This is a genomic window from Pseudomonas sp. JV449 (genome assembly GCF_032424295.1).
Lineage (GTDB): Bacteria > Pseudomonadota > Gammaproteobacteria > Pseudomonadales > Pseudomonadaceae > Aquipseudomonas > Aquipseudomonas marginalis.
Genome location: NZ_VYKD01000019.1, coordinates 237,292 through 262,870 on the forward strand (window position 1 = coordinate 237,292; position 25,579 = coordinate 262,870).

The 25,579-nt window shown below is 63.8% G+C and carries 24 protein-coding genes; 12 read left to right on the forward strand and 12 right to left on the reverse strand.

Translation table 11 applies throughout. The annotated features are described in order from the left end of the window. Positions 1–75 precede the first annotated feature (75 nt). Positions 76–1,137: an FUSC family protein gene (locus F6S08_RS18735; protein WP_315872143.1), complete on the forward strand. Its 1,062-nt coding sequence runs from the start codon at positions 76–78 to the stop codon at positions 1,135–1,137. A 166-nt stretch (positions 1,138–1,303) separates the two neighbouring features. On the opposite strand, the gene F6S08_RS18740 is transcribed toward F6S08_RS18735, so the two are convergent. Then, complete coding sequence (locus F6S08_RS18740; RefSeq protein ID WP_065927052.1) at positions 1,304–2,056, reverse strand: TetR/AcrR family transcriptional regulator; 753 nt, start codon at positions 2,054–2,056, stop codon at positions 1,304–1,306. 362 nt (positions 2,057–2,418) lie between these two features. On the opposite strand from F6S08_RS18740, the gene F6S08_RS18745 reads away from it, so the two are divergent. From F6S08_RS18745 to F6S08_RS18760, 4 genes are read left to right on the forward strand one after another with little or no spacing between them, the layout of a single operon-like run. Beyond that, on the forward strand, positions 2,419–3,123 hold the full coding sequence (locus tag F6S08_RS18745) for an ABC transporter ATP-binding protein (RefSeq protein WP_137212171.1): 705 nt from the start codon (positions 2,419–2,421) through the stop codon (positions 3,121–3,123). Next, positions 3,120–4,319, forward strand: a complete 1,200-nt coding sequence (locus F6S08_RS18750; RefSeq protein ID WP_065948361.1) for an ABC transporter permease — start codon at positions 3,120–3,122, stop codon at positions 4,317–4,319. The genes F6S08_RS18745 and F6S08_RS18750 overlap by 4 nt, the downstream gene beginning before the upstream one ends. After that, complete coding sequence (locus tag F6S08_RS18755) at positions 4,312–5,790, forward strand: TolC family protein (RefSeq protein WP_065927049.1); 1,479 nt, start codon at positions 4,312–4,314, stop codon at positions 5,788–5,790. Before F6S08_RS18750 ends, F6S08_RS18755 begins: the two co-directional genes overlap by 8 nt. Next, entirely contained in the window at positions 5,780–7,024 is a 1,245-nt protein-coding gene (locus F6S08_RS18760) for an efflux RND transporter periplasmic adaptor subunit (protein WP_315872144.1), read from the forward strand. The genes F6S08_RS18755 and F6S08_RS18760 overlap by 11 nt, the downstream gene beginning before the upstream one ends. A gap of 258 nt (positions 7,025–7,282) precedes the next feature. On the opposite strand, the gene F6S08_RS18765 is transcribed toward F6S08_RS18760, so the two are convergent. The 11 genes from F6S08_RS18765 to F6S08_RS18815 form a co-directional block, all read right to left on the reverse strand. Then, on the reverse strand, positions 7,283–8,683 hold the full coding sequence (locus tag F6S08_RS18765) for an FAD/NAD(P)-binding protein (protein ID WP_137212168.1): 1,401 nt from the start codon (positions 8,681–8,683) through the stop codon (positions 7,283–7,285). Positions 8,684–8,695: 12 nt separating this feature from the next. Beyond that, entirely contained in the window at positions 8,696–9,463 is a 768-nt protein-coding gene (locus F6S08_RS18770) for an ABC transporter ATP-binding protein (protein ID WP_065927046.1), read from the reverse strand. 3 nt (positions 9,464–9,466) lie between these two features. Then, positions 9,467–10,807 (reverse strand): ABC transporter substrate-binding protein, encoded by a 1,341-nt coding sequence (locus tag F6S08_RS18775; protein WP_315872145.1) that lies wholly within the window; start codon positions 10,805–10,807, stop codon positions 9,467–9,469. A gap of 18 nt (positions 10,808–10,825) precedes the next feature. After that, positions 10,826–11,875 (reverse strand): branched-chain amino acid ABC transporter permease, encoded by a 1,050-nt coding sequence (locus F6S08_RS18780; RefSeq protein WP_065948365.1) that lies wholly within the window; start codon positions 11,873–11,875, stop codon positions 10,826–10,828. A gap of 4 nt (positions 11,876–11,879) precedes the next feature. Continuing rightward, a complete protein-coding gene (locus F6S08_RS18785) occupies positions 11,880–12,761 on the reverse strand; it encodes a branched-chain amino acid ABC transporter permease (RefSeq protein ID WP_027606301.1) in 882 nt (293 codons plus the stop codon). Continuing rightward, the gene (locus tag F6S08_RS18790; protein ID WP_065927043.1) at positions 12,761–13,531 is read right to left on the reverse strand and encodes an ABC transporter ATP-binding protein; all 771 of its coding nucleotides are present in this window, start codon (positions 13,529–13,531) and stop codon (positions 12,761–12,763) included. Before F6S08_RS18790 ends, F6S08_RS18785 begins: the two co-directional genes overlap by 1 nt. Then, entirely contained in the window at positions 13,528–14,376 is an 849-nt protein-coding gene (locus tag F6S08_RS18795; RefSeq protein WP_065927042.1) for an AMP-binding protein, read from the reverse strand. Before F6S08_RS18795 ends, F6S08_RS18790 begins: the two co-directional genes overlap by 4 nt. Positions 14,377–14,634: 258 nt before the next feature. Further along, positions 14,635–16,026 (reverse strand): LLM class flavin-dependent oxidoreductase, encoded by a 1,392-nt coding sequence (locus F6S08_RS18800; protein WP_315872146.1) that lies wholly within the window; start codon positions 16,024–16,026, stop codon positions 14,635–14,637. Next, a complete protein-coding gene (locus F6S08_RS18805) occupies positions 16,026–16,352 on the reverse strand; it encodes an acyl-CoA dehydrogenase (protein ID WP_027606297.1) in 327 nt (108 codons plus the stop codon). Before F6S08_RS18805 ends, F6S08_RS18800 begins: the two co-directional genes overlap by 1 nt. Positions 16,353–16,363: 11 nt before the next feature. Then, on the reverse strand, positions 16,364–17,560 hold the full coding sequence (locus tag F6S08_RS18810; protein WP_315872147.1) for an SfnB family sulfur acquisition oxidoreductase: 1,197 nt from the start codon (positions 17,558–17,560) through the stop codon (positions 16,364–16,366). 154 nt (positions 17,561–17,714) lie between these two features. Beyond that, positions 17,715–18,278, reverse strand: coding sequence for a helix-turn-helix domain-containing protein (locus F6S08_RS18815; protein WP_027606295.1), 564 nt, complete (start codon positions 18,276–18,278; stop codon positions 17,715–17,717). A gap of 92 nt (positions 18,279–18,370) precedes the next feature. Here F6S08_RS18815 and F6S08_RS18820 point away from each other — a divergent pair, with 92 nt between their 5' ends. The 7 genes from F6S08_RS18820 to F6S08_RS18850 all read left to right on the forward strand — a co-directional run bounded on the left by F6S08_RS18820 (position 18,371) and on the right by F6S08_RS18850 (position 25,464). Continuing rightward, positions 18,371–19,300, forward strand: a complete 930-nt coding sequence (locus F6S08_RS18820) for a DMT family transporter (protein WP_115488486.1) — start codon at positions 18,371–18,373, stop codon at positions 19,298–19,300. Positions 19,301–19,424: 124 nt separating this feature from the next. Further along, positions 19,425–22,346 (forward strand): monovalent cation/H+ antiporter subunit A, encoded by a 2,922-nt coding sequence (locus F6S08_RS18825; protein ID WP_065948368.1) that lies wholly within the window; start codon positions 19,425–19,427, stop codon positions 22,344–22,346. Next, positions 22,346–22,690, forward strand: a complete 345-nt coding sequence (locus F6S08_RS18830) for a Na+/H+ antiporter subunit C (RefSeq protein ID WP_003192163.1) — start codon at positions 22,346–22,348, stop codon at positions 22,688–22,690. Before F6S08_RS18825 ends, F6S08_RS18830 begins: the two co-directional genes overlap by 1 nt. Further along, positions 22,687–24,369, forward strand: coding sequence for a monovalent cation/H+ antiporter subunit D (locus tag F6S08_RS18835; RefSeq protein ID WP_027606292.1), 1,683 nt, complete (start codon positions 22,687–22,689; stop codon positions 24,367–24,369). The genes F6S08_RS18830 and F6S08_RS18835 overlap by 4 nt, the downstream gene beginning before the upstream one ends. Continuing rightward, the gene (locus F6S08_RS18840; protein WP_065927037.1) at positions 24,366–24,854 is read left to right on the forward strand and encodes a Na+/H+ antiporter subunit E; all 489 of its coding nucleotides are present in this window, start codon (positions 24,366–24,368) and stop codon (positions 24,852–24,854) included. Before F6S08_RS18835 ends, F6S08_RS18840 begins: the two co-directional genes overlap by 4 nt. Beyond that, positions 24,851–25,129 (forward strand): K+/H+ antiporter subunit F, encoded by a 279-nt coding sequence (locus tag F6S08_RS18845; RefSeq protein WP_005789171.1) that lies wholly within the window; start codon positions 24,851–24,853, stop codon positions 25,127–25,129. Before F6S08_RS18840 ends, F6S08_RS18845 begins: the two co-directional genes overlap by 4 nt. After that, positions 25,126–25,464 (forward strand): Na+/H+ antiporter subunit G, encoded by a 339-nt coding sequence (locus F6S08_RS18850; protein ID WP_074847186.1) that lies wholly within the window; start codon positions 25,126–25,128, stop codon positions 25,462–25,464. The genes F6S08_RS18845 and F6S08_RS18850 overlap by 4 nt, the downstream gene beginning before the upstream one ends. Positions 25,465–25,579 lie beyond the last annotated feature (115 nt).

Below are 25,579 nucleotides of genomic sequence, written 5' to 3' on the forward strand. Positions count from 1 at the left end.
CAATGTGGGAGGGGACCGCCCCCTCCCACATTTGGATTGTGTACATATCCAAAACCGAGGCCACTTTAATTACCGATGAACCTGCCACTCTTCGCCCGGCGCCTGCTGCGCCCCTTGCTCGACCCCTACCGCCGCTATCGCCACGCCAAGCTGATCCACGCCGTGCGCGTGTCCATCGGTTTGCTGGCGACGATCCTGCTGACCACCGGCATCAACCTGCCCCATGGTGAATGGGCATCGGTGACCATGCTGGTGGTGATCGGCGGTTTGCAACACCACGGCAATATCGGCAAGAAGGCCGTTGAGCGCGCCTATGGCACGCTGATCGGTGCCAGCGTCGGTTTGCTGCTGGTGGTGCAGGAGGCGTATGTCGGCCAGCCGTTGCTCACCTACCTGCTGATGTCGGTGGTGTGCGGGTTCTTTTCCTATCACGCCATCGGCAAGGGCGGGTACACGGCGCTGTTGTCCGCGATCACGGTGTTTATCGTCGCGGGGCACGGTGACAACCCGTTGTCGGACGGGCTGTGGCGCACCGTGGATATCCTGATCGGCATTGCCTTGGCGTTGGCGTTTTCCTTCGCCCTGCCGCTGTATGCCGTGTATTCCTGGCGCTACAACCTGGCCAGCGCCTTGCGTGACTGCGCCCAGATCTACAGCCGGATCATCAATGGCCAGTCGGTCACCGACGATGAACACCTGAAGCTGCTCAACCGCCTGAATGCGGCAATGCTGCAATTGCGCTCGCTGATGCCGTCGGTGTCCAAGGAGGTGCGCATCTCCATGACCGAGCTGGACGCGATCCAACGCCACCTGCGCATGTGCATCAGCACCCTGGAGATTCTCGGCAACACCCGCCCGGACCCGCGGGACGAACAGGCGATGGCGCGCATGCAAGTGATGTTGAAATCCGAGCATCGGCAGATTCGCGTGCAGTTGGTGGGGATGGCGCGGGCATTGAAGTCGGGGGTTACGGAGCGGCTGGAGCGCCCCAGCCCTGTCAGCGGCGGCGAGCCCAGCCTGGATGCGCCGGTTTACAGCGCGCTGGATGGGTATCGATTGTTGACCGTGCAACTGGCGGCGAATGTGGACGCGATGCGCCAACGCCTGGCTAAAAGCGCCGGGCGCTGGAAGATCTAGAAAGGTGGCCCGTTGACCGGTTTACTCACATCAACACTTTCACACTTTCTCTTACATATTTTTCACGTTTTATTCACATCCCGGGACGTAGGGTGAAGCCTCATCCGTTACAAACGTTGCACATCAAGCCCGCCGCCCCAGCGGGCTTTTTTTTGCCTGGGATTTCTCAGCGCGAGGCCTTGGCGGCCGGCGCTGTCGCCTGTTCACGAATGGCACGCTGGGTATCCAGCACCTTGGCCAGCGCGTGTTCGGCTTCCGGGCTTTGCTGCGGCACACGAATCGCCGCCGAGACCAGGGTGATCAGCTTGGCCATCACCTCGGCATCCGTCGCCGGGCGGCCCAGGCTCATGGAGTTCATCAGCAGGCGCAGTTCGGTACCGGCCATGACCCCGGAAATCGCCTTGAGGGCAAATTGCAGGCGCACCCCCAGCTCGTTGCGCGGCAAGTCCGGCAAGGCCAGGGCGAAGGCTTCGAAGAAGCGTTGGAACACCGGCTGGTAATGCACCTTGAGGTATTCCTGGATAAACGGCGAGGTGTCGCTGTACACCCGCCCAAGGAAACGGATGAACGAACGCCCTTCCCCGCTCGCCGGGTCGCTGCGTTCCAGGCCCATGGCCGGGGCGAAGAGCACGCCGAGCAAGGTGTCGCAGTCGAGGGGGCCGTCGGATTCGGCCTCACAGCGCGCCAGCAATTCCAGGCGCTGCTCGTTGAGCGGCTCCAGGCGTTGCATCAGCAGGGTCTTCATCAGGGAGTCCTTGTCCCCGAAGTGGTAGTTCACCGCAGCCAGGTTCACCTGGGCGCGCTCGGTAATCTGCCGCAGCAGCACGGCGTCATAGCCGTATTTGATGAAGAGAGCCTCTGTCGCATCCAGCAATCGAGTCTTGGTAACGTTTGGAGCGCTGAGTTTCTTCGCGACCATAAGGGTTCCACGGCGGAAATATTGTTTTAAAAAATAATTTGATTTTTTATACCGGTGTGGCCGGTCGAAAGCAAGTAGTGACACACCGCCATACTATCCAAAGCCTTTGCCCATGGGGATTCTCAGGCAAGCCAGGGACCTTTCGGTAGACCCCCGTACCGGCGAGGGAAATCTTTTCAAAGCGTAAAACCGCTCTACATCCACGGCTGGCGAAGCACCGGGAACACGGTTAGTATTCAAACAATATTTTAAAAACAAGAAATAAAACCAGTCCGTGACGCGAACCAGATAGCCCCCGAACTTGTTACAAAGATTTACAAAGGGCGCATGACGGCAGCGTCGAGACTGCAGGCGTAGTCACGATGACAGATACCCCCGCGCACCCAGGCTTGATTTCCCTGCAAGGCATCGGCAAGCGCTATCAGCTCGCCGGGCAGGAACTGACCATTCTCAATGAGGTGTGCCTGTCCATCGAGCGCGGTGACAGCTGCGGCATCCTCGGCGCCTCGGGCTCAGGCAAAAGCACCCTGCTCAATATCCTCGGCCTGCTGGACCTGCCCAATTGCGGCCAGTACCACTTTGCCGGCCACGATATTTTCAGCGCCACTCCAGATCAACTGGCGGCGATCCGCAACCAGCAGATCGGCTTTGTGTTCCAGAGCTTCAACCTGCTGCCGCGCCTCAGCGCCCTGGACAACGTCGCCCTGCCCCTGAGCTATCGCGGTGTGTCGCGGCATGAATCGGTGGCGCAGGCCCTGCGCATGCTCGAACAGGTCGGGCTGGCGGAGCGCGCCCACCATCGCCCCGCCGACCTCTCCGGCGGCCAGCGCCAACGTGTGGCGATTGCCCGTGCGTTGGTGGGCAAGCCGTCGGTGATCCTGGCCGACGAGCCCACCGGCAACCTCGACAGCAGCACCGCCCAGGACATCATGGACCTGCTGCTGGCATTGAACCGCGAGCAACAGGTCACGCTGATCATCGTCACCCACGACCCGCATATCGCCGAACGCCTGGAGCGCAAGATCCTGGTGCGCAACGGCGTAGTGCACGAGGCCGGGCGCCTATGAGCCTGCGGGTCGAACAGAGCTTCAGCCAACTGCTGCATGAAGCCTTCGTCAGCCTGCGCACCCTGGGCAAGCGCTCGGTGCTGGCCCTGCTGGGCATCGTCATCGGCAGTTCGTCGGTGGTGGCGCTGATCAATATCGGCCATAACGCGGCGGTGGATGCCGCGATGATTTTCAAGGACATGGGCACCGACACCCTGGTCGCCCAGTTCCCGCCCAAGGGCAACAGCACGGTGCCCGCGCCTGCGAGGCTCGACCTGGATGCCGTGCGCCAGGCCGTGCCGGGCATCGCCCATATCGGCGCGCTGACCTTGTTCAGCGGGCCCATCGTGTTCCATGGCCGCACCACCAACGCCAACCTCGTCGGCAGCACACCGGACATCCAGGCAGCGATGCGCCTGGTGGTACGGCAGGGGCGCTTCCTGTCTAGCTTCGACGCCAACGAAACCTATGGCGTGATCGGTGACCAGCTGGCCCAGGCCCTCGGCGCGCCGGGCGATCCGCTGCAACTGGGCGACCGCGTGCGCATCAACGACTACCTGTTCCTGGTGGTGGGCATTCTGCAGAACCAGCCCAGGGCAATGCTGATGCCGGTACAGGCCAACGAGTCGTTGTTCATTCCCGCCGAAGGCATGCGCCGCATCCATGCCATGCCGCAGATCGGCAATGTAATTATCCGCGCCGCGCCCGGCCAGGACATGGAACACATTGCCAGGGAAGCCGCCAGCGCCTTGCAGGCCCAGCTCACCGACCACACTGTCGACATCCAGGTGCCCCAGCAAATGATCGACGGCATGACCCGGCAAAGCCGCACCTTCGCCTACCTGCTGCTGGCCCTCGGCGCCATTTCCCTGGTCGGCGGCGGTGTAGGCGTGATGAATGTGATGCTGATGAACGTGTCGGAGCGCCGTCGTGAGATCGGCATTCGCATGGCCCTGGGCGCTCGCCAGCGCGACATCCGCAACCTGTTCCTGCTCGAAGCCGTCACCCTCACCGCCGTCGGCGCGCTGTGCGGTGCGGTACTTGGCATGACCGCCGCCTGGCTCTATGCCTGGCTGTCGGGCTGGCTATTCGACCTGGCCGTCGCCGCCCTGCCCCTGGGGGTGGGCAGTACGTTGCTGGTGGGCTTGTTCTTTGGCATCTACCCGGCGGTATCGGCCTCACGGTTGCAGCCGGTGGAGGCCTTGCGCGATGAGTAAATGGCTGGGGTTGCTCGTGTTGATCAGCCTGCACGGCATGGCCGCCGAGGTGGTCATCAAGCCGTCGGCCCCCAGCAGCACGCGCAGCGGTTACGACCGGGGCGTGTCCTTGAATGCCCAGGTCACCACCATGACCCTGGGTGACGCCGTGTACCTGGGCCTGCGCAACAACCCGGCGATCCGCAGCGCCTACCTGCAACGGGTGGCGCAGAAGTTCGACCTGCGCGTCGCCGAAGACGTGTTCAACCCCAAGCTCACCCTCAACAGTTATTACCGCAGTACCCGCGGCTCTCAGGACAGTGCGCGCAATGCCAACGTGGCGCCGGCCACCAGCTTGCTCAGTGAATACGGCACTCGCCTGAGCATGGCCTGGACCCAGCAGCTGAACAACGCCGACCGCGCCGGGCGCTACCGCAGCGACGGCCTCGACCTGGCGATCATCCAGCCGTTGATGCGCGGCGCCGGCTGGGACGCCACCACCGCACCGTTGCGCCTGTCGCGCCTGTCGGAGCAGGCCAACCGCCTGAACCTCAAGGCGACCGTGGCGCAGACCATCAGCCAGATCATCGCCACCTACCGCGAACTGCTGCGGGCCCAGGAGCAACTGAGCATCGTACAGGACGCCCTTAAGCGCTCCGGCACCTTGCTGGAGGTGAACAAGGCCTTGATCAGCGCCGGGCGCATGGCCGAATTCGAAATCGTGCAGACCGAAGCCGACATCGCCACCCAGCAACTGGGCGTCGAAGAAGCGCAGAACCAGCTCGACACCAACCGCCTGGCCTTGCTGCGCCTGCTGGCCCTGGACCTGTCCACGCCGATTCGCGCCACCGAAGCCCTGGAGGCCAAGCCCATGCAGATCGACAAACGCCAGGCCTTCAACCTGGCGCAGACCCAGCAACCGGAATACCTCGCCGCCCTGCTCGGCAGCCAGCAGGCCGACCTCAACCTGGTGATCGCCAAGGACTCCGGGCGCTGGCAGGTGGACCTGGTGGCCGGCGCGAACCAGATACGCGACGCCTACAATAACGATGCCGGCAGCACCAACAACCGCACCTGGGACAGCTACGCCGGGGTGCAGGTGCAGATCCCCATCGGCGACATCAGCACGCGCCAGGCCGAAGTGCGCGCGCGGGTCAACGTGGAGGACCAGGAGATCCGCATCACCGACGCACGCCAGGAACTGGAACGCAACGTCAACGACGTGGTACGCGACCTCGGCACCCGCTGGCGCCAGTATGAAATCTCCCAGCGCGCGGTGGAATTGTCGCGGCGCAAGATCGAGATCGAACGCGAGAAACTCAGCGCCGGGCGCTCCACCAACTTCCAGGTGCTGAGCTTCGAGACCGACCTGCGCAATGCCGAAAACGCGCAGCTAAACGCCCTGATCGCTTATTTGAACGCCCAGACCCAGCTCGACCTGACCCTGGGCATGACGCTGGAAAGTTGGGAAATCGCCCTCAATGACTACTAATCGAAAACGCCTGCTGGGCGTCGCATTGATTCTGCTGCTGGCCGGCGCGGGGCTGGCCCTGCGCAGCCCCGCAGAAGGCCCGGCCGGCGCCACCGAACAATGGCTGGCCGTCAAGCCCGACCCGCTGGTGCACCAGATCGGCCTGGTGGGCAAGATCGAACCCGACACCACCCTCACCCTCACGGCGCCGTTCGACGGCAACGTGCAGGCCAATCTGGTGGAGCAAGGCCAGCGGGTCGAGGCTGGCCAGGTCCTGCTGCGCATGGACCCGGCCACCCTTGAAGTGCAGTTGCGCGACGCCCTCTCCGCCCAGCTCAAGGCCCGCCGCGCCGTGCAGGAGCTGCAGGACTGGGACAGCGGCCCCACCGTCAGCCGTGCGCGCCGCAGCCTGCGCACTGCCGAAATGACCGCCGGCAATACCCAACGCAAACTCACCGAAAGCGAAAACCTGTTCAAGCGCGGCATCATCCCGCGCAATGAGCTGGACGACCTCAAGCAACAGGCCCAGCAACAGCAGCTGGACCTCGCCTCCGCCCGCAGCGAACTGCAACAGGCCCTGGACCAGGGCAAGGGCGAGTACCGCCAGATCGCCGACATGGAACTGACCAACGCCACGGTGAAATACGAGGCCCTGCGCACCCTGCTCGCAGGCAAGGAGGTGAAGGCGCCGTTCGCCGGCATCGTGGTGCCCGCCCCCGGTAACAATGCGCCCCAAGGCGGCGGCAACACCAACGCGCCGATTCAGGCCGGCAGCAAGGTCAGCCAGGGCCAGGTGCTGTTCGGCCTGGCCAATATCGAGCGGCTGAAAATCGTCGCCAAGGTCTCTGAGCTGGACATCAACCAACTGCACCAGGGCCAGGCGGTGGAAGTGCTGGGCGATGGTTTTGACGGCGAACGGCTGAGCGGCTCGGTGAGCGTGGTCAGCGGCCTGGCGATTGCCAGCGACAGCCAGGGCAGCGCGCAGTTTCCGGTAACCCTGACGATCCCCAGGCTGACCCCGCAACAGTTGCAGCGGGTGCGCCTGGGGATGAGTGCGCGGTTGACCATCGTCACTTACAACAATGCGCAGGCGATGGTGATTCCGAGCGAGGCGATCCAGGCGGACAGGACGGTGGAGTATCGAGAAGCGATGGATAAGCCGGTGGAGCGGGTGAAGGTGACTACCGGGCAATCGACGCCGCAGGGGGTGGAAGTATTCGGCCTAAAACCCGGCTTCGTAAAGACCTCAAGATAAATGAAGATCCCCTGTGGGAGGGGCATAGGTTTCTACAAAACGTTGGCTCAACGCTGAACGCCCGGCAGAGAGGGCTGTTGTGGCATGCCAGTCAGTTAAGCGTACATCGCCTCCTGTAGGAGCGAGCTTGCTCGCGAAAAACGTCAACGATAACGCGTGCTTCCTGAATGAACGCGGCGCCTGTGAGTTTTTCGCGAGCAAGCTCGCTCCTACAAAAAGCCTTAACTGACTGGCATTGGGGCTTGCCCCCTCCCACATTTAGAAATGCGCCAACTTCAATGCCAATGCCAATGCCTTGGCCTGAAGCGCCACATCCGTCACCGCCGTGCTCTCCCACCACATCCCCCGCAACGGCGGGCCCATGGCGAACAATCGCGCGCTGACCTCGCCCTGGGCATCCAGCACGGCGCCGGACGTGTCCGCCGCAATCCCCAACGCCAACGGCCCGGGCGTGATCAGCCCGCGCTTGAGCAACTGCTGCGGCAGCGGCCGGGCCACGCGGCGCCAGTCGTATTCGATACCGCTGGAGTTGATCAGCGCCGCCCCCGACACTTGGCTGATCACCTGCTCGCCACGGTAACGCAAGCGAATGGTCACGCCCTCGCCCGAAGGCTCCAGCCCCTTGAACGACGCCGCGCGAATGCGCAACCGCCCTTGCTCATGCAGCCGGGCCACCAACTGGGCACTCAACGGCGGCGAGCGGTGGTGATGGCTTTCCCACCAGGGCCGCACATGCCGCACGAACTGACGTTTCTGGCCTTCGCTGGCCTGGCTCCACAGCCGGCCGATATGGGCGCGCACGGTGTCCAGTGGCGCCTGCCAATCGATGCCCTGCGCCAGTGCCAGGCGGCATTGACGCCGCACCTCGCGCAGCAGTTGTCGCGGGCTGCACAAGGCGTGGTCGGCGGCGAGGAAATCGTCCCAGCCCGGCGGCTGCCGGCGCACATGGGGCAACAACCCGTGGCGTGAAAACACCTCGATGGGCCCACGGTGCCCGGCCTGTTCCAGGGACACCACAGCGTCGACCATGGTCAACCCGGAGCCGATGATCAGCACCGGCGCCTGCGGGTCGATCCGGGTCATGGCCTGCACGTCCCAGGGGTCCACGGCGGCGGCGTTCAAGCCGCTGGACTGGGTCTGCGGCGTGCGTGCCGCCGGGAACATGCCGGTGGCCAACACCGCCTGGGCGCCGCGCAGTTGCTGGCCATTGTCGAGGGTCAGCACCACTGAATCGTCGCCGACCTGCAGGTCGACGACTTCGGCGCGGATATGCTCGACGGTAGACGCCGACAACGCCTTGGCTTCAGCCAGCCGTTGCTGTGCATACAGGCCAAAAATCCCGCGTGGCGGGAACAGTTCGCTGATGGGCACGTGCTGCTGGTCCGACTCGGGCCAACCGCCGGCGCCGATGTAGTCGGTGAGCCATTGGGTCAGGTCATCGGCGTTGTCCGGGTCGACGCTCATGCGCGCCGCGTTGCCGTTCAAGGTGTGGCCCAGTTCGACGGCGCTGTAGGCCTCGCCACGGCCGAGTTCGGCGCGCGGTTCGATCACCAGGATCCGGCGCTGCCCAGGCCGACGCAGCAGTTGCACCGCCAGCATGGTGCCGCTCAGGCCGCCGCCGATGATCACCACATCAGCGTTGCGGAGGGATTCAGTCATGCACATTCGCCTTTACTGTTTACCCAGATAAATGTCGTGCAAATCGCCCCGCGCCAACAGCTCGGCGGCGCTGCCACTCAAGGCCACGCGCCCAGTATCCAGCACGTAGCCCTGGGACGCATAGTTAAGCGCGACGTTGATATTCTGCTCGGCGATCAGGAAGCTCACCTGCTGCTCGCGGTTGAGCTGCGCGATGATCTCGAAGATCTCCTGCACGATCATAGGCGCCAAACCCATGGACGGCTCGTCGAGCAGTACCAAAGTAGGACGGGTCATCAACGCGCGGCCGATGGCGACCATCTGTTGCTCGCCGCCGGACGTCAGGCCCGCACGGGTGTGGCGCTTGGTCTTGAGCCGCGGGAACCAGGCGTAGATGCGCTCCAGATCCTGCTCCATGGCCTTGCGGCTCAGGCGCCGCACAAAGCCGCCGCTGCGCAGGTTGTCTTCGACGCTGAGCTGGCCGAAGACATGGCGGCCTTCCAGCACATGCACCATGCCTTGGCGCACGCGCTGGCTGGGGTCGACGCCGGCCAGGTCGACGCCCGCATATTCGATCACGCCCCGGCTGACTTCAGCGCGCTCGGCACGCACCAGCCCGGAGATCGCCTTGAGGGTGGTGCTCTTGCCGGCGCCATTGGCCCCCAGCAGGGCGACGATGGCGCCCTTGGGCACGCTCAGCGACACCCCGGCCACGGCGAGGATCGCGCCGTCGTAGATCACTTCAATATCGTTGACCGTCAACAACGACGGGCGCATGGCTTCGCTGGCGAGCTGGCTCATGATTTATTCATCCCCGGTGCAGGTGCGTGGCGTCAGGCCTTTTTCCTTGGCGAAAGCCGCAGATTTTTCATCGATCAGCGGGCGCAACAGGGCGCGGTCGGCGGCGATCCAGTCGCTGATCAGCGTCCAGTGGGCGCCGTCCCATTGCTGCACGCGCGCCGAGCCGCCGCCTTCGTGGTCGCGGCATGACAACTTGAGGTTCTGCATCAAGCCCAGGTAGCCCATGTCCTTCAAGCGCGCGTCATCGATATTCAGGTGTTCCAGGCCCCAGCGGCCTTCTTCGCCATTGAGCGGGCGCTTGCCGAACTTGGCCTGGCCGGTGCGAATCGCTTCCACAGCCACGGCGGCGTTCACCAGGCCGGAGTTGTAGTAGACGCTGCCGAAGTTTTTCAGGTCCTTGAGGTCGCTGTGGCCCTTGTCGAGGATGTATTGCTTGAGGCGTTTGTGGATCTCGAAATCCGCACCTGCCGGGTAAGGCGTGAATGCCAGGTAGCCCTTGGCGGCGGCGCCTGCGGGCAATACGTCTTCGCTGGAACTGGCCCATATATCGCCGATGATATGGTCCACCGGAAAGCCGAAGCGCGCGGCGGTTTTCACCGCCACCGGGGTGGACACGCCCCAGGTGCGCAGGAACACCCAATCCGGGTTGGCCTGGCGTACCTGGCGCCATTGCGCAGACTGCTCATTGCCCGGGTCGGCCACCGGAATCTGGATGTTTTCAAAACCGTATTTTTCCGCCAGCAATTTCAGCGGGCCAAGGGTTTCGCGACCGTAGGCCGAGTCGTGGTAGACCGTGGCGATCTTCTTGCCCTTGAGTTTGTCGAAGCCGCCTTCGCGCTGGGCGATGTAGTTCACCAGGGTCGACGCCTCGCTGTAGAACGTCAGCATCACCGGGAAGTTGTACGGGAACACCGTGCCGTCGGTGGCTTCGGTGCGACCGTAGCCGAGGGTGATCAGCGGGATCTTGTCCACCTCAGCCCTTTCACTGAGCGCATAGGCCGCCGGTGCACCGTTGGGCTGGTACACCGCGACCGGCGCGCCATCCAGGCCGTTCTTGAAGCGCTCGTAGCACTCGATGCCCTTCTCCGCCGTCCACTCGGTCTCGCATTCCTGCCACACCAGCTTCACGCCATTGATGCCGCCTTCGACCTCGTTGATATAGCGCAGGTAGTCGATCATCCCGGCCCACACCTGCACGCCGCTGGAGGCGTAGGCACCCACCCGGTAGGTGGCCAGGGGAAAGAACTGCTGGTCGGCCGAGGCTACCGCCTGGGGCACGGCACCGGCCAGGGCAGCCAGCGCGAAGGCGGCGCCGGCCAGGGAGCGTTTCAAGGATGCACGCATAGGGATTCTCTTATTCAGTCAGAAACGTAGGGGCCACTGACGCAGCCGATCGCGAAGGTTGTGCAACAGGCGAATCAAGCCCTCGGGCTCCTTGATCAGGAACACGATGATCAACACGCCAAAAATGATTTTCTGCAGGTTCTGCAACTGCCCGGCATCCACCGCACCACCGAACAACGCCTGCCCGGCATGGCTGAGGAAGATCGGCAGCAAACTGATGAATGCCGCGCCGACGAAGTTGCCGGCAATGCTGCCCATGCCGCCGATAATGATGATGAACAGGATCTGGAATGAGCGGTTGATGTCGAAGCTGCTGGCGCTGGCCGTGCCCAGGTAGGCAAACGCCCACAACGCGCCGGCGATGCCGAGGTAGAACGAACTGACCGCAAACGCCAGGCGCTTGTAGCGCACCACCGGGATGCCGACCACGGCGGCGGCGGTGTCCATGTCGCGGATCGCCATCCAGTTGCGGCCCACCTGGCTGCGCACCAGGTTGACCGCGGCCCAGGTCAACAACAGCACCGTGACCAGGGTCAGCCAGTAGCGGCCCAGCGGCGTGTTGAGGTCATGGCCGAACAACGCCAGCTTCGGCGCCGAAATGGTTCCGGACGAACCGTAGTTGTAGAACCAGGGGAATTTGACGAACAGCCACTCCAGGAAAAACTGCGCGGCCAGCGTGGTGACCATCAGGTAGAAGCCTTTGATCCGCGAACTGGGCAAGCCAAACAGCAGCCCGACCAGCGCGCTGATGATCCCACCGCCGAGCAGCGCCACCGGCAGGCCCAGCTCCGGCAGTCGCAGCAAAAACCCATAGGTGGCGAACGCCCCAACCGCCATGAAGCCGGCTGCGCCCACCGAGGTTTGCCCGGTATAGCCGGTGAGTAAATTCAGGCCCAGCCCGGCCAGTGACAGCACCAGGAACGGGATCAGGATCGCGTTGAGCCAATAGTCATTGCCCCACAGCGGCACCACGATAAACGCCAGTGCCAGCAGGCCGAGCAGGCTCCAGGGCACGCGCCGCTGGACCAGCAGCAAGGGGGCGGTGTGTTCAGCAACAGGGATCGACATGCTTTCAGACTCGCTCGATGGCGCGCTCGCCGAACAGGCCGGCGGGACGGATATACAGGAAGGACAACGCCAGCACATAGGCGAACCACGGTGTGATGCCGCCACCGATCAGCGGGCCGATATACACCTCGGCGAGGTTTTCCGCCGCACCGACAATCAGCCCGCCGACAATTGCCCCGCCAATCGAGGTGAAGCCGCCGATGATCAACACCGGCAAGGCCTTGAGCACCACCAGCGACAGCGAAAACTGCACGCCCTGGCGCGCCCCCCACAACAACCCCGCCACCAGCCCGACGATGCCGGCCACCGCCCAGACGATCTGCCAGATGCGGTTGAGGTTGATGCCGATGGACAGCGCCGCCGTGGTGTCATCCGCCACCGCGCGCAGCGACACGCCGATACGGGTCTTGTTGAACAGCAGCGCCAGCACCGTCACCAGCACCACGGCCACGGCCGCGGCGATCAGGTCGAACTGGCTGAGCATCAGCGGCCCGACGAACAGCGGTACATCGTCGATGCCCAGGTCCAGAGCGCGCACCTGCGAGCCCATCACGCCCTGGGCCAGGCCTTCGATAATGAACGACAGGCCCAGCGTCGCCATGAACAGCGTGATCTGCGAGCGGTTCACCAACGGCCGCAGCACCAGGCGCTCGATGAGCAAGGCGCCGACAATCATCACGATCACCGTCAACAGCAACGCCAGGGCAAACGGCACACCCTGGTCGTGCAGGCTGACGAAGGTCAGCGCGGCAAACAGCAGCATCGAGCCCTGGGCAAAATTGAACACGCCGCTGGCCTTGTAGATCAGCACGAAGCCGATCGCGACCAGGGAATACATGGTGCCGGCGAGCAGGCCGCCGAGCAGGGTTTCGAAGAAGAACGTCATCAGTGCGTCACTCCCAGGTAGGCCGCGATCACCTCGGGATTGGCCTGCACCTCGGCAGGGGTGCCGTCGCCGACCTTGCGCCCGTAGTCGAGCACCACAACATGGTCGGACAGCCCCATGACCACGCCCATGTCATGCTCGATCAACACCACGGTGGTACCGAGGTCGCGGTTCACGTCGGCGACAAAGCGCGCCATTTCCTGTTTTTCCTCGGCGTTCATGCCGGCCATGGGTTCGTCCAGCAGCAACAGGCTGGGCCCGGCGATCAATGCACGGCCCAGTTCCACACGCTTTTGCAGGCCATAGGACAGGTTGCCCACCAGCACATCGCGGTAGGCTTGCAGCTCCAGGAACTCGAGGATGCCCTGGGCGCGCAGGCGGAAGGCGTCGGCTTCACGGCGTGCGCGGGGCAAGCCGAGGGCCTGTTCGATAAGGCTGGTGTGCATATGCCGCGACAGGCCGGTGAGGATGTTGTCGAGCACACTCATTTTCTTGAACAGGGCGTTGTTCTGGAAGGTACGGCCAATGCCTCGACGCGCGGCGCCCAGGGGGTCGATACGCTGGAAATGCTGCGCCTCGAACACGATCTCGCCGGCATCGAAGCGATACACGCCGTTGAGGACGTTGAGCAATGAACTTTTGCCGGCACCGTTGGGCCCGATCAACGCGCAGATTTCCCCGCGCGCCACCTCGAACGACAACCCATTGATCGCCTTGACGCCCTTGAACGACAGCGAGATGTCCCGCACCTGGAGAATGGCTTGGCTCATGCACGTTCCCGTTTGAATTCGGCGAGCCACGTCGGCTCGGCATTGGATTTGAGGGGCTGCCAGATATAGGCCAGGCGCTGGAAGCCCAACAGTGTGCGCACGCGGTTTTTCAGCAGGCGGCGCAGGCCGCTGTGCGGGTGGGCAATGGCCCAGTCGCACAGGCGTCGACGCCAGGTGCCGTGGGGTGGCAGACGGCTTTCGATCTCGTCGGCCAGGTGCAGCAAACGGGCGGGCGACAGCAGCAGGCCGGTGGGCGCGACTTCGCTGCGATCACGTCGCGCCGAGGCCAGGCTTTCCGGGAAGGCCAGGCCGTGGCCGCTGCTCAGCCACTGCTCCAGCACCACCGCCAGGCCGCCTTGCCAGTGGGTGCCCTCCTCGCTCCACAACGCGGTTTCACCGGCGGGCTGCCACCAGCGCTGCAGGTGTTGCGCCGGGTCGACGGGGCCGAGCAGTTGGGCGAAATCCAACCGCTGGGTGAAGGTCCAATCGCGCTGGCGACCTTGAACGTAGGCATGGCTGGGATGAATACGCCACAGCTGTTGCTCCAAGGCCTGCGGCTCGAGGTTATCGGCCAGCGTCAGTACCTGTGCGCCGACGGACTGGGCCGCCAACGCCAGCAACAGCAGGTTCGGCTCAAAGGCGCCGCTGAGCACCAAGCGTGACTGTTGATTGAAACCTTGCTGGCGCAAACCATCGGCCAGGCGTTCGACATCGCGCAAGGTGTCGATCCAGCGCCAGGCGTACCACTGGCCCTGGCGCTTGTGGCGCAGGGCGATGTGCAACGGCGTGAGTTGCGCCCAGTGGCGCAGGTGTTCCAGGAGGGCCGTTGGTTCGTGCACGCTCATAGGGGGTTGCTCCTATTGGGGGGGTGTGCGTGCGGTGGTCCGCTGGCTGAAATAAATCAAACTCAATTTCCCGTAAGTAGATACCGAGCACCACGCAAGTCCGTAGCAGCTGCCGAGCGCAAGCGAGGCTGCGTCAGGCGCGCTGCCGATTCGAGCCCGAGTCGCGGCCGACGCAGCCTCGCTTGCGCTCGGCAGCTGCTACGGGGTGAGGCCGCGATGGGGATTGGCATTCGCAGCCTCGCCAAGGCTGCGCAGTTGCTACGCAACATTTGCTTTGCGGGACTCAGCAAGGTTTCGATAGCCAGCGCCCGGGTGGTTCGCACCCAACCTTGCACCGTCGCCAAACAACTTCTCGCGCAATGTGCCCTGGGCGTATTCGGTCTTGTACACGCCGCGCTTCTGCAACTCCGGCACCAGCCATTCGACGGCGTCGACAAAGGTTTCATGGGTCAGCGCATAGGCGAGGTTGAATCCGTCCACGTCGGTCTCTTCGACCCACTCCTGCAACAGGTCCGCCACGGTTTCCGGGCCGCCGACGAACAGCGGGCCAAAGCCGCCGATACCGACCCAATCGGCCAGTTCGCTGGGGGTCCAGACCTTGTTCGGGTCCGCCGTGGAGAAAGCTTCCACCGCCGATTGAATCGCATTGGTGTGCACGTGCTTGAGCGGCTCATCCGGCTTGAACTGGCTGAAATCGATGCCCGTCCAACCAGAGATCAGCGCCATCGCGCCTTCATAACTGGCGTAGGATTTGTATTCGTCGAATTTGGCCTTGGCCTTGGCGTCGGTCTCGTCGACGATCACGGTCTGCAAGTTGAAAATCAGGATTTTCTTCGGGTCGCGCCCGGCTTCGGCCGCACGGCGGCGGATGTCGGCGACGGTCTTTTTCAGCAGCACCTTGGACGGCGCGGCAACGAACACGCATTCGGCCTGCTCGGCGGCGAACTGCTTGCCACGGCTGGAGGCACCGGCCTGGTACAGCACCGGCGTGCGCTGCGGCGAGGGTTCGCACAGGTGGATGCCGGGCACCTGGAAGTGTTTGCCGACGTGGCGGATCTCGTGGATCTTGCTCGGGTCGCTGAAGATCCGACGTTCGCGGTCGCGCAGTACCGCGCCCTCTTCCCAACTGCCTTCCCAGAGTTTGTAGCAGACCTCCAGGTATTCCTCGGCATAGTCGTAGCGGGCGTCGTGTTCGGTCTGGGCTTTCTGGCCAAGGTTCTTGGCGCCGCTTTCCAGGTAGGAGGTGACGATGTTCCAGCCGATGCGGCCCTTGGTCAGGTGGTCGAGGGTCGACAGCCTGCGTGCAAACGGATACGGGTGTTCGAACGACAGCGACGCGGTCAGGCCAAAACCCAGGTGCTCGGTGACCAGCGCCATCGGTGCGATCAGCGACAACGGATCGTTGACCGGCACCTGGGTCGCCTGGCGAATCGCCGCGTCGCCATTGCCGTTGTACACGTCGTAGATGCCCAGCACGTCGGCGATAAACAGGCCGTCGAACTTGCCGCGTTCAAGGATCTTCGCCAGGTCGGTCCAGTATTCAAGGTCCTTGTACTGCCACGAGCGATCGCGCGGATGCGCCCACAGGCCCGGCGATTGGTGGCCGACGCAGTTCATGTCGAAGGCGTTCAAGCGGATTTCACGGGACATCACAGCACTCCGTTGAGGTGGTAGTTGCCGACGACCTGGTATTTCCAGCGCAACGGGTCATCCAGGGTCGGTGGCAGCGCGGTGCGTTGGCCGGTCAGTTCGAATTCGGTGTTGCTGGCAAAGAGCAAGGCTTCGGCGGCGGCGATCTGCGCTTCAGTGACGGCGACCGGGCTTGGATCGGTTTCGGCGCGTTCCAGCAAGGCGGCTGCTACATCCACGCGAATCTGCCAATCGCCGAAGCGGCTGATCACGTAGGGGTCGTCGCTTTTTGCGACGTGGCGACGGGTGCTGTCCAGCAGTTGGCGTGCGAGGGTCAGGGCGGTCATGGGTCAGGTCCTCAGTTCCAGGCATGGCGCGCAGGCTTGACGCCGTTGAGCACGAAATTGCCGATCAGGTGGTATTTCCAGCGGGCCGGGTCGTGCAGGGTGTGGGTCCGCGCGTTGCGCCAGAAGCGGTCGAGGTTGTGCTTGGCGGTGACCGAGCGGGTGCCGGCCAGCTCGAAGAGTTTGCTGCTGGCGAGCAAGGCGGTTTCGGCCGACAGGACCTTGGCCTGGGCGACCACCAGTGAAGCCTGGGCGACGGTGTCTTCATTCGGTTCGGCGAGGGCGCGGTCGACGGCCAGGCCGGCCTTGGCGAGGATCGCTTCGGTGCCGTGCACACGCCACTCCAGGTCGCCGATGGCGGCGATGGTGAACGGGTCCTGCCAACCGTGATCCTGCTGGCTGTCGATCCACGGACGGGCCTGCCGCGCAAAGATTTTTGCCTGTTCAAGGGCGCCGAGGGCAATGCCGGTGTCGACCGCCGCCTGGATAATTTGCGAAATCGGCCCATCGGCCGTGGGTTGGTCAAACGCCAGGTGGGCGGGAATCACCGCGCTCAAGGGCACGGTCACACCGTCGAGGGTCACGCCGCCGCTGGCGGTGGTGCGCTGGCCGAAGCCGTCCCAGTTGTCGATGACGGTAAGGCCTGGCGCATCGCGCTCGACGAGGCCGATGAAGGCCTGACCCTTTTCGTTATTACCCACGGTGGGCACGATATGGGCGAACAGCGCGCCGGTGCAGTAGAACTTCTCGCCGTTGATTTGCGCGGTGTCGCCGTGGAAGCGAATCTGCGTGTCGAAGGTGCCGGCGTTTTTGCTCTTGGCCTCGGAGAAGGCGTTACCAAAGCGATAACCCGCCAGGACTTTGCCAAAGTAGTGGCGCTTTTGTTCCTCGGTGGCGGTTTGCAGCAGGATGTCCACCACGCCCAGGTGGTTCTGCGGGATTTGGCCCAATGACGGGTCGGCGGCGGAGATCAACTTGATCACCTCGGCCACCGTCACATAGGACACCCCGGCGCCGCCATAGGCCTTGGGAACGGTGATGCCCCACAGGCCGCTGGCGGAAAACTCGTCCAGTTCGGCGACGGGCAGGCGACGCTCACGGTCACGCGCGCTGGCGTCGACGGCAAAGCGTTCGGCCAGGCGCTTGGCGACCTCGATGGCCTCCGCGTCCGAGCGGATGATATGGGCAGGTTGTTGAGGGTGGGCAGACATGGGCCGACTCCAGGCTCCGAGGGGATACTGGAGTGTTTGCAGGAGTCGTGCCTGAATTTAATCGTCAGTAAAATCAGCCGGTTGCCGCGTAAACAGGCGTACAACCGCAGTTTCAAACCAGCAAAGTGTGCATCCACTGTTGGCTGGCAAACAGTTAGATCACCACATTGCGCACAAAGCGCACGGCGACCTGGCCGTCATTGCGATAGGCATGGGGCTGGTGGCTGGCGAACATGAAGAATTCGCCGGCGCCGATGGTATTTTCCTGCTCGCCGACCACCAACGTCAGGCTGCCCTCGAAGACGAACAGTTGCTCGCTCCACCCCTCCAGGTCGGGGTCCGGGCAATAACGATCGCCCGGTTCAAGGCGCCACTCCCATAACTCGACCTCGCGCCGCGCCGTGGCCTTGGCCAGCAACACCGCCTTGCTGCCGTCGATTTCCCCCGCCCAGGCCAGTTCGTTGATGCGGCTGTGATCGCGCACATCCGGTGCCTGGATCAGGTCGCTGAACGCCACATCCAACGCTTCAGCCACACGGTCGAGGGTGGACAGGCTGACGTTCTTTTCCCCGGCCTCAATGGCCACCAGCATGCGCCGGCTGACCCCGGACTTTTCCGAGAGCGCAGTCTGGCTCAGGTCGGCGGCGTGGCGCAGGCGACGAACGTTCTGGCTGACGTGCTGCAGGACCGAGGCCCGTTGTGGATTTTCTTTGTGCACTATATTGCTCAATGGGTGGGTGTGCGCAGTATACTGCCCAGCGTGCGGCGCATTGTGCGGTCCGTGCCTTTCCCTTGCAAGACCGAGCCGCCATGACCACGCCGAACTCCCCCTCGCGTTTCAACCGCTTCAGCAAAGCCGAATGCATCCTGGTGTTTATCACCATGATTTGGGGCGGCACGTTTTTGCTGGTTCAGCATGCCATGACCGTCAGCGGACCGATGTTTTTCGTGGGCCTGCGCTTTGCGGCGGCGGCGATTGTGGTCGGGTTCTTTTCCTTGCGTACACTGCGCGACCTGACGTTGTTCGAGCTGAAGGCGGGCGTGTTCATCGGCGTAGCGATCATGTTCGGCTACGGCCTGCAGACCATTGGCCTGCAGACGATCCTGAGCAGCCAATCGGCGTTCATCACCGCGCTGTATGTGCCGTTCGTGCCACTGCTGCAATGGCTGGTGCTGGGCCGTCGCCCGGGGTTGATGCCAAGCATTGGCATCATGCTGGCGTTTGCCGGGTTGATGTTACTGACCGGCCCCGCCGGGGCTTCGCTGAATTTCAGCCCAGGGGAAATCGCCACCCTGATCGGTGCCGTGGCGATAGCGGCGGAAATCATTTTGATCAGTGCGTTCGCCGGGCAAGTGGACGTACGCCGGGTGACGGTGGTGCAACTGGCGACGGCGTCGCTGCTGTCGTTTTTGATGGTGGTGCCGATGGGCGAGGCACTGCCGGGGTTCTCCTGGCTGCTGCTGTTCAGCGCCGTGGGCCTGGGCCTGACCAGTGCGGTGATCCAGGTCGCCATGAATTGGGCGCAGCAAAGCGTTTCGCCGACACGGGCCACATTGATCTATGCCGGTGAGCCGGTGTGGGCCGGGGTAGTCGGGCGGATCGCCGGCGAGCGATTCCCGCCGATTGCCATGCTGGGGGCGGCGTTGATTGTGGTGGCGGTGATTGTGAGTGAGATCAAGACAAAAGGGCAAAAGGCCATCGAGTTGCAGGATGAGCGGGAACAGGAGCAACAGGGCTAGGGTCCGAAACAATGCCAAACGGGAGTTTTCGACCTACTTTGTAGGATCCTGCCACATGTTGCCGTTTGGTGATCGACAAAGCGGCACGTATGATGCATCCCAAACTCCCGCAGATTAGAAGCCTATGTCCCTGATAGTTCTACTGCTTCTGCCTTTTATCGGCAGCTGTCTGGCGGCCTTGCTGCCGCACAATGCACGTAACACCGAATCCCTGCTGGCTGGCCTTGTGGCCCTGGTCGGAACCGTTCAAGTCGCCCTGCTCTACCCCCAGATCGCCCACGGTGGCGTGATCCGCGAAGAATTCATGTGGTTGCCCAGCCTTGGGCTGAACTTCGTGCTGCGCATGGATGGATTCGCCTGGCTGTTCTCGATGCTGGTGCTCGGCATCGGCGCGCTGGTGTCGCTGTATGCGCGCTACTACATGTCGCCGGACGATCCGGTGCCGCGTTTCTTCGCGTTTTTCCTGGCCTTCATGGGCGCCATGCTCGGGCTGGTGATTTCCGGCAACCTGATCCAGATCGTGTTCTTCTGGGAACTGACCAGCCTGTTCTCGTTCCTGTTGATCGGCTACTGGCACCACCGCGCCGATGCGCGTCGTGGTGCGTACATGGCCTTGATGGTCACCGGCGCGGGCGGCCTGTGCCTGCTGGCGGGCGTGATGCTGCTGGGGCATATCGTCGGCAGCTATGAGCTGGACCAGGTGCTGGCGGCCGGCGAGCAGATTCGCGCGCATTCGCTGTACCCGGTGATGCTCGCGCTGGTGCTGATCGGCGCCCTGAGCAAAAGCGCGCAGTTCCCGTTCCACTTCTGGCTGCCCCACGCCATGGCCGCACCGACCCCGGTGTCTGCCTATCTGCACTCGGCAACGATGGTGAAGGCCGGCGTGTTCCTGCTGGCCCGCCTGTGGCCGTCGCTGTCCGGCAGCGAAGAATGGTTCTGGATCGTCGGCGGTGCCGGCGCCCTGACCCTCCTCCTCGGCGCTTACTGCGCCATGTTCCAGAATGATCTCAAAGGCCTTTTAGCCTATTCCACCATCAGCCACCTAGGGCTGATCACCCTGCTGCTGGGCCTCAACAGCCCGCTGGCCGCCGTCGCCGCGGTGTTCCATATCCTCAACCACGCCACCTTCAAGGCCTCGCTGTTCATGGCGGCAGGCATCATCGATCACGAAAGCGGCACGCGGGACATCCGCAAGCTCAGTGGCCTGGTGCGCCTGATCCCGTTTACCGCGACCCTGGCGATGGTGGCCAGTGCATCCATGGCCGGCGTGCCATTGCTCAATGGTTTCCTGTCCAAAGAGATGTTCTTCGCTGAAACCGTGTTTATCTCGTCGACCCAATGGGTGGAAATCGCCCTGCCCCTGATCGCGACCATCGCCGGCACGTTCAGCGTGGCCTACGCCCTGCGCTTTACCGTGGATGTGTTCTTCGGCCCGCCCGCCACCGACCTGCCCCACACACCTCACGAACCCCCGCGCTGGATGCGCGCCCCGGTTGAGCTGCTGGTATTCACCTGCCTGCTGGTGGGCATCTTCCCGGCCCAGGTGGTCGGTTCGATCCTCGCCGCCGCGGCGCTGCCGGTGGTCGGCGGCGTGCTGCCGGAATACAGCCTGGCGATCTGGCATGGCTGGAATGCACCGATGATCATGAGCCTGGTGGCCATGTCCGGTGGCGTGGTGCTCTACCTACTGCTACGCAAACAACTGAAGCGCGGCCGTTTCAAGTACCCGCCGGTCATCAGCTACTTCAACGGCAAGCGCGGCTTCGAGCGCAGCCTGGTGGTGATGATGCGCGGCGTGCGCAGGATCGAGAAACGCATCAGCACCAAGCGCCTGCAGACCCAATTGTTCCTGTTGGTGATCGTCGCAGTGATCGGCGCCATGATCCCGATGCTCAACAGCGGCCTCAGCTGGGGCGACCGCCCGAAGATCCCGGGCTCCATCGTGTTCGTCACCCTGTGGCTGCTGGCGATTGCCTGTGCCCTCGGCGCCGCCTGGCAAGCCAAGTACCACCGGCTCGCGGCCCTGACCATGGTCAGCGTGTGCGGCCTGATGACCTGCGTCACCTTCGTGTGGTTCTCGGCGCCGGACCTGGCGCTGACCCAGTTGGTGGTGGAAGTGGTCACCACCGTACTGATCCTGCTCGGCCTGCGCTGGCTGCCACGGCGGATCGAAGAGGTCTCGCCGCTGCCCAGTTCGCTGCGCAAGGCGCGCATCCGTCGTCTGCGCGACTTCCTGCTCTCCACCGTGGTAGGCGGCGGCATGGCGCTGCTGTCCTATGCGATGCTGACGCGCCAGACGCCCAACGATATTTCCTCGTTCTACTTGAGCCGCGCCCTGCCCGAGGGCGGTGGCAGCAATGTGGTGAACGTGATGCTGGTGGACTTCCGGGGCTTCGATACCCTCGGCGAAATCACCGTGCTCGGCGCCGTGGCGCTGACGGTGTACGCCCTGCTGCGTCGTTTCCGCCCGTCCAAGGAAAGCATGGAGCTGCCGCCACAGCAGCGTCAACTGGCGCCGGACGTGGCCACCGACCTGGTCAACCCGCGCCAGGCCAGCGACACCGCCCTGGGCTTCATGATGGTGCCGGCGGTGCTGGTGCGCCTGCTGCTGCCGATTGCGCTGGTGGTGTCGTTCTACCTGTTCATGCGCGGCCACAACCAACCGGGCGGCGGGTTTGTCGCCGGCCTGGTGATGTCGGTGGCGTTTATCCTGCAATACATGGTTGCCGGCACCCAGTGGGTCGAGGCGCAGATGAGCCTGCGGCCGATGCGCTGGATGGGCTTCGGCCTGTTCTCGGCGACGCTGACCGGGATCGGCGCGTTGTTTGTCGGCTACCCGTTCCTCACCACCCATACCTGGCATTTCAGCCTGCCGCTGCTGGGCGATATTCATGTTGCCAGCGCGTTGTTCTTCGATGTGGGCGTATACGCCATGGTCGTCGGCTCGACGCTGTTGATGCTCACCGCCCTCGGCCACCAGTCGGTGCGCGCGCATAAACCGAGCAACCAGGCCAAAGTAGTCGCCGCCACCGAAGGAGCCGCCTGATGGAAGAAGTCATCGCAATTGCCATTGGGGTCCTGGCGGCCTCCGGCGTCTGGTTGATCCTGCGGCCACGGACGTTCCAGGTGGTGATGGGCCTGTGCCTGTTGTCCTATGGGGTCAACCTGTTCATTTTCAGCATGGGCAGCCTGTTTATCGGCAAGGAGCCGATCATCAAGGACGGCGTGCCCCAGGACCTGCTCAACTACACCGACCCCCTGCCCCAGGCCCTGGTGCTCACGGCCATCGTGATCAGCTTCGCCATGACCGCGTTGTTCCTGGTGGTGCTGCTGGCATCACGGGGCCTGACCGGCACTGACCATGTGGACGGCCGGGAGCCCAAGGAATGAATTGGGTCAACCAACTGATCGTCGCCCCGATCCTGCTGCCGTTGCTCACCGCCGCGCTGATGCTGATGCTCGGCGAAAAACGCCGCCCGCTGAAGGCCAGGATCAACCTGTTCTCCAGCGTCATTGGCCTGGGCATCGCGATCCTGCTGTTGTACTGGACGCAAAAAGGCGGCCCCGGCTCGATTGGCGTGTACCTGCCGGGCAACTGGCAGGTGCCGTTCGGCATCGTGCTGGTGGTCGACCAGCTCTCGGCGCTGATGCTGGTGCTCACCGGGATCATCGGCGTGAGCGCGCTGCTGTTCGCCATGGCCCGTTGGGACCGCGCCGGCACCAGCTTCCATGCGCTGTTCCAGATCCAGATGATGGGCCTGTACGGCGCGTTCCTCACGGCGGACCTGTTCAACCTGTTCGTGTTCTTCGAGGTGCTGCTGGCGGCGTCCTACGGCTTGATGCTGCACGGCTCGGGCCGGGCGCGGGTGTCGTCGGGGCTGCATTACATCGCGATCAACCTGTTGGCGTCGTCGCTGTTCCTGATTGGCGCGGCGATGATCTACGGCGTGACCGGCACGCTGAACTTCGCTGACCTGGCACTGAAAATCCCCCTGGTCCCCGAGGCGGATCGCGGCCTGCTGCATGCCGGTGCGGCGATCCTCGCCACCGCATTCCTGGCCAAGGCCGGCATGTGGCCGCTGAACTTCTGGCTGGCCCCCGCCTACTCCTCGGCCAGTGCGCCGGTGGCAGCGATGTTCGCGATCATGACCAAGGTCGGCGTGTACACCGTGCTGCGCCTGTGGACCCTGTTGTTCTCCGGCCAGGCCGGCGCGTCGGCGTTGTTTGGCGGCGACTGGCTGGTGTACGGCGGCATGGCCACGATCATCTGCGCGGCGCTGGCGATGGTGGCGGCGCAGCGGCTCGAGCGCATGGCCAGCTTGAGCATCCTGGTCTCGGCCGGCATCCTGCTGTCGGCCGTTGGCTTCGCCCAGCCAAGCCTGACCGCCGGAGCGCTGTTCTATCTGGTCAGCTCCACCCTGGCGTTGAGTGCGCTGTTCCTGCTGGCCGAATTGATCGAGCGCTCGCGCTCGGCCAACGACCTGCCGCTGGATGAAGAAATCGACGCACTGCCCAAGGCCATGGAATCCCTGCATCCGCGTCCTGGCGTGAACCTGGATGACGAGCAGAAAGCCGTGGTCGGCCAGGTGATTCCCTGGACCATGGCCTTCCTGGGCTTGAGCTTTGTCGCCTGCGCCCTGCTGATCATCGGCATGCCGCCGCTGTCCGGGTTTATCGGCAAGCTCAGTTTGTTGAGTGCGCTGGTTAACCCCTTGGGCCTGGGCGTCAGTGTGGATGAACCCATTCGCCCCGCGGCCTGGGGTTTGGTGGCGCTGTTGATCCTCTCGGGCCTGGCCTCGCTGATCGCCTTCGCGCGCCTGGGTATCCAGCGCTTCTGGACCCCGGAAGAGCGCCCATCGCCCTTGCTGCGCCGCTATGAATGCGTGCCGATCTTCTTCCTGCTGGGCCTGAGCATCCTGCTGACCTTCAAGGCCGAGCCGCTGATGCGCTACACCCAGGCCACTGCCCAAAGCCTGAACAACCCGGAACACTACGTGATGGCGGTGATGGCCACGCGTCCGGTCCCCAGCCCCGAAGCCAAGACCGCCGCGCTGGAGGTGCAGCCATGAAGCGCCTGTTGCCTGCCCCGTGGTTGTCCCTGGCCTTGTGGTTGCTGTGGCTGGTGCTGAACCTGTCCGTCAGCCCCGGCAACCTGCTGCTTGGCGCGCTGCTGGGCCTGCTTGCACCGCTGCTGATGGCACCGCTGCGCCCGCTGCCGATCCGCATCCGCCGCCCTGGCGTGATCATCCGCCTGTTTTTCCTGGTCGGCCGCGATGTGATCGTCTCCAACCTGCAAGTGGCCTGGGGCGTGCTGATGTGCGGCTCACGCCCACCGCGTTCGCGCTTCGTCAAAATCCCCCTGGACCTGCGCGACGCCAACGGCCTCGCCGCCCTGTCGATGATCACCACCGTGGTCCCCGGCACCATCTGGTCGGAACTGGCGCTGGACCGCAGCATCCTGCTGCTGCACGTATTCGACCTGGAGGATGAAGCGTCGTTTATCGAGCACTTCAAGACCACCTACGAGCGGCCCCTGATGGAGATCTTCGAATGAGCGCCCTGCTCTCCAATGCGATCCTGTTCAGCCTGTTCCTGTTCTCCCTGGCCATGGTGCTGACCCTGATCCGCCTGTTCAAAGGTCCCTCGGCCCAGGACCGGGTACTGGCGCTGGACTACCTGTACATCCTCGCCATGCTGATGATGCTGGTGCTGGGTATTCGTTATGCCAGCGATACCTACTTCGAAGCGGCGCTGCTGATCGCGTTGTTCGGCTTCGTCGGCTCGTTTGCCCTGGCCAAATTCCTGCTGCGCGGAGAGGTGATTGAATGATGCCGCTGTGGATGGAAGTGATAGTGGCGGTGCTGCTGGTGCTCAGCAGCGTGTTTGCGCTGATTGGCGCGATTGGCTTGCTGCGCATGAAGGACTTCTTCCAGCGCATGCATCCGCCGGCATTGGCTTCGACTCTGGGCGCGTGGTGCGTGGCGTTGGCGTCGATTGTTTACTTTTCGGTGCTCAAGTCCGGGCCGGTGCTGCACGGGTGGTTGATACCGATCCTGCTGGCGATCACGGTGCCGGTGACCACGTTGCTGCTGGCCCGCACCGCGCTGTTCCGCAAGCGCATGGCCGGTGACGACGTACCCGCCGAGGTCAGCAGCCGCCGCTGAGTGACAGACCGTACACAGTCAATATGTGGGAGGGGGCTTGCTCCCGATTGCGGTGGGTCAGCTACAGATGAGCCGACTGATCCACTGCAATCGGGAGCAAGTCGAATCGTCGCAC

What these genes read in the sequence shown, in the direction of transcription:
- F6S08_RS18755 (WP_065927049.1), top strand. Translation starts at nt 4,312, where the DNA reads ATGAGTAAATGGCTGGGGTTGCTCGTGTTGATCAGCCTGCACGGCATG.
- F6S08_RS18830 (WP_003192163.1), top strand. Translation starts at nt 22,346, where the DNA reads ATGGAAGAAGTCATCGCAATTGCCATTGGGGTCCTGGCGGCCTCCGGC.
- F6S08_RS18745 (WP_137212171.1), top strand. Translation starts at nt 2,419, where the DNA reads ATGACAGATACCCCCGCGCACCCAGGCTTGATTTCCCTGCAAGGCATC.
- F6S08_RS18780 (WP_065948365.1), bottom strand. Translation starts at nt 11,875, where the DNA reads ATGTCGATCCCTGTTGCTGAACACACCGCCCCCTTGCTGCTGGTCCAG.
- F6S08_RS18825 (WP_065948368.1), top strand. Translation starts at nt 19,425, where the DNA reads ATGTCCCTGATAGTTCTACTGCTTCTGCCTTTTATCGGCAGCTGTCTG.
- F6S08_RS18785 (WP_027606301.1), bottom strand. Translation starts at nt 12,761, where the DNA reads ATGACGTTCTTCTTCGAAACCCTGCTCGGCGGCCTGCTCGCCGGCACC.
- F6S08_RS18790 (WP_065927043.1), bottom strand. Translation starts at nt 13,531, where the DNA reads ATGAGCCAAGCCATTCTCCAGGTGCGGGACATCTCGCTGTCGTTCAAG.
- F6S08_RS18805 (WP_027606297.1), bottom strand. Translation starts at nt 16,352, where the DNA reads ATGACCGCCCTGACCCTCGCACGCCAACTGCTGGACAGCACCCGTCGC.
- F6S08_RS18735 (WP_315872143.1), top strand. Translation starts at nt 76, where the DNA reads ATGAACCTGCCACTCTTCGCCCGGCGCCTGCTGCGCCCCTTGCTCGAC.
- F6S08_RS18775 (WP_315872145.1), bottom strand. Translation starts at nt 10,807, where the DNA reads ATGCGTGCATCCTTGAAACGCTCCCTGGCCGGCGCCGCCTTCGCGCTG.
- F6S08_RS18835 (WP_027606292.1), top strand. Translation starts at nt 22,687, where the DNA reads ATGAATTGGGTCAACCAACTGATCGTCGCCCCGATCCTGCTGCCGTTG.
- F6S08_RS18810 (WP_315872147.1), bottom strand. Translation starts at nt 17,560, where the DNA reads ATGTCTGCCCACCCTCAACAACCTGCCCATATCATCCGCTCGGACGCG.
- F6S08_RS18765 (WP_137212168.1), bottom strand. Translation starts at nt 8,683, where the DNA reads ATGACTGAATCCCTCCGCAACGCTGATGTGGTGATCATCGGCGGCGGC.
- F6S08_RS18800 (WP_315872146.1), bottom strand. Translation starts at nt 16,026, where the DNA reads ATGTCCCGTGAAATCCGCTTGAACGCCTTCGACATGAACTGCGTCGGC.
- F6S08_RS18820 (WP_115488486.1), top strand. Translation starts at nt 18,371, where the DNA reads ATGACCACGCCGAACTCCCCCTCGCGTTTCAACCGCTTCAGCAAAGCC.
- F6S08_RS18740 (WP_065927052.1), bottom strand. Translation starts at nt 2,056, where the DNA reads ATGGTCGCGAAGAAACTCAGCGCTCCAAACGTTACCAAGACTCGATTG.
- F6S08_RS18840 (WP_065927037.1), top strand. Translation starts at nt 24,366, where the DNA reads ATGAAGCGCCTGTTGCCTGCCCCGTGGTTGTCCCTGGCCTTGTGGTTG.
- F6S08_RS18845 (WP_005789171.1), top strand. Translation starts at nt 24,851, where the DNA reads ATGAGCGCCCTGCTCTCCAATGCGATCCTGTTCAGCCTGTTCCTGTTC.
- F6S08_RS18770 (WP_065927046.1), bottom strand. Translation starts at nt 9,463, where the DNA reads ATGAGCCAGCTCGCCAGCGAAGCCATGCGCCCGTCGTTGTTGACGGTC.
- F6S08_RS18760 (WP_315872144.1), top strand. Translation starts at nt 5,780, where the DNA reads ATGACTACTAATCGAAAACGCCTGCTGGGCGTCGCATTGATTCTGCTG.
- F6S08_RS18750 (WP_065948361.1), top strand. Translation starts at nt 3,120, where the DNA reads ATGAGCCTGCGGGTCGAACAGAGCTTCAGCCAACTGCTGCATGAAGCC.
- F6S08_RS18850 (WP_074847186.1), top strand. Translation starts at nt 25,126, where the DNA reads ATGATGCCGCTGTGGATGGAAGTGATAGTGGCGGTGCTGCTGGTGCTC.
- F6S08_RS18795 (WP_065927042.1), bottom strand. Translation starts at nt 14,376, where the DNA reads ATGAGCGTGCACGAACCAACGGCCCTCCTGGAACACCTGCGCCACTGG.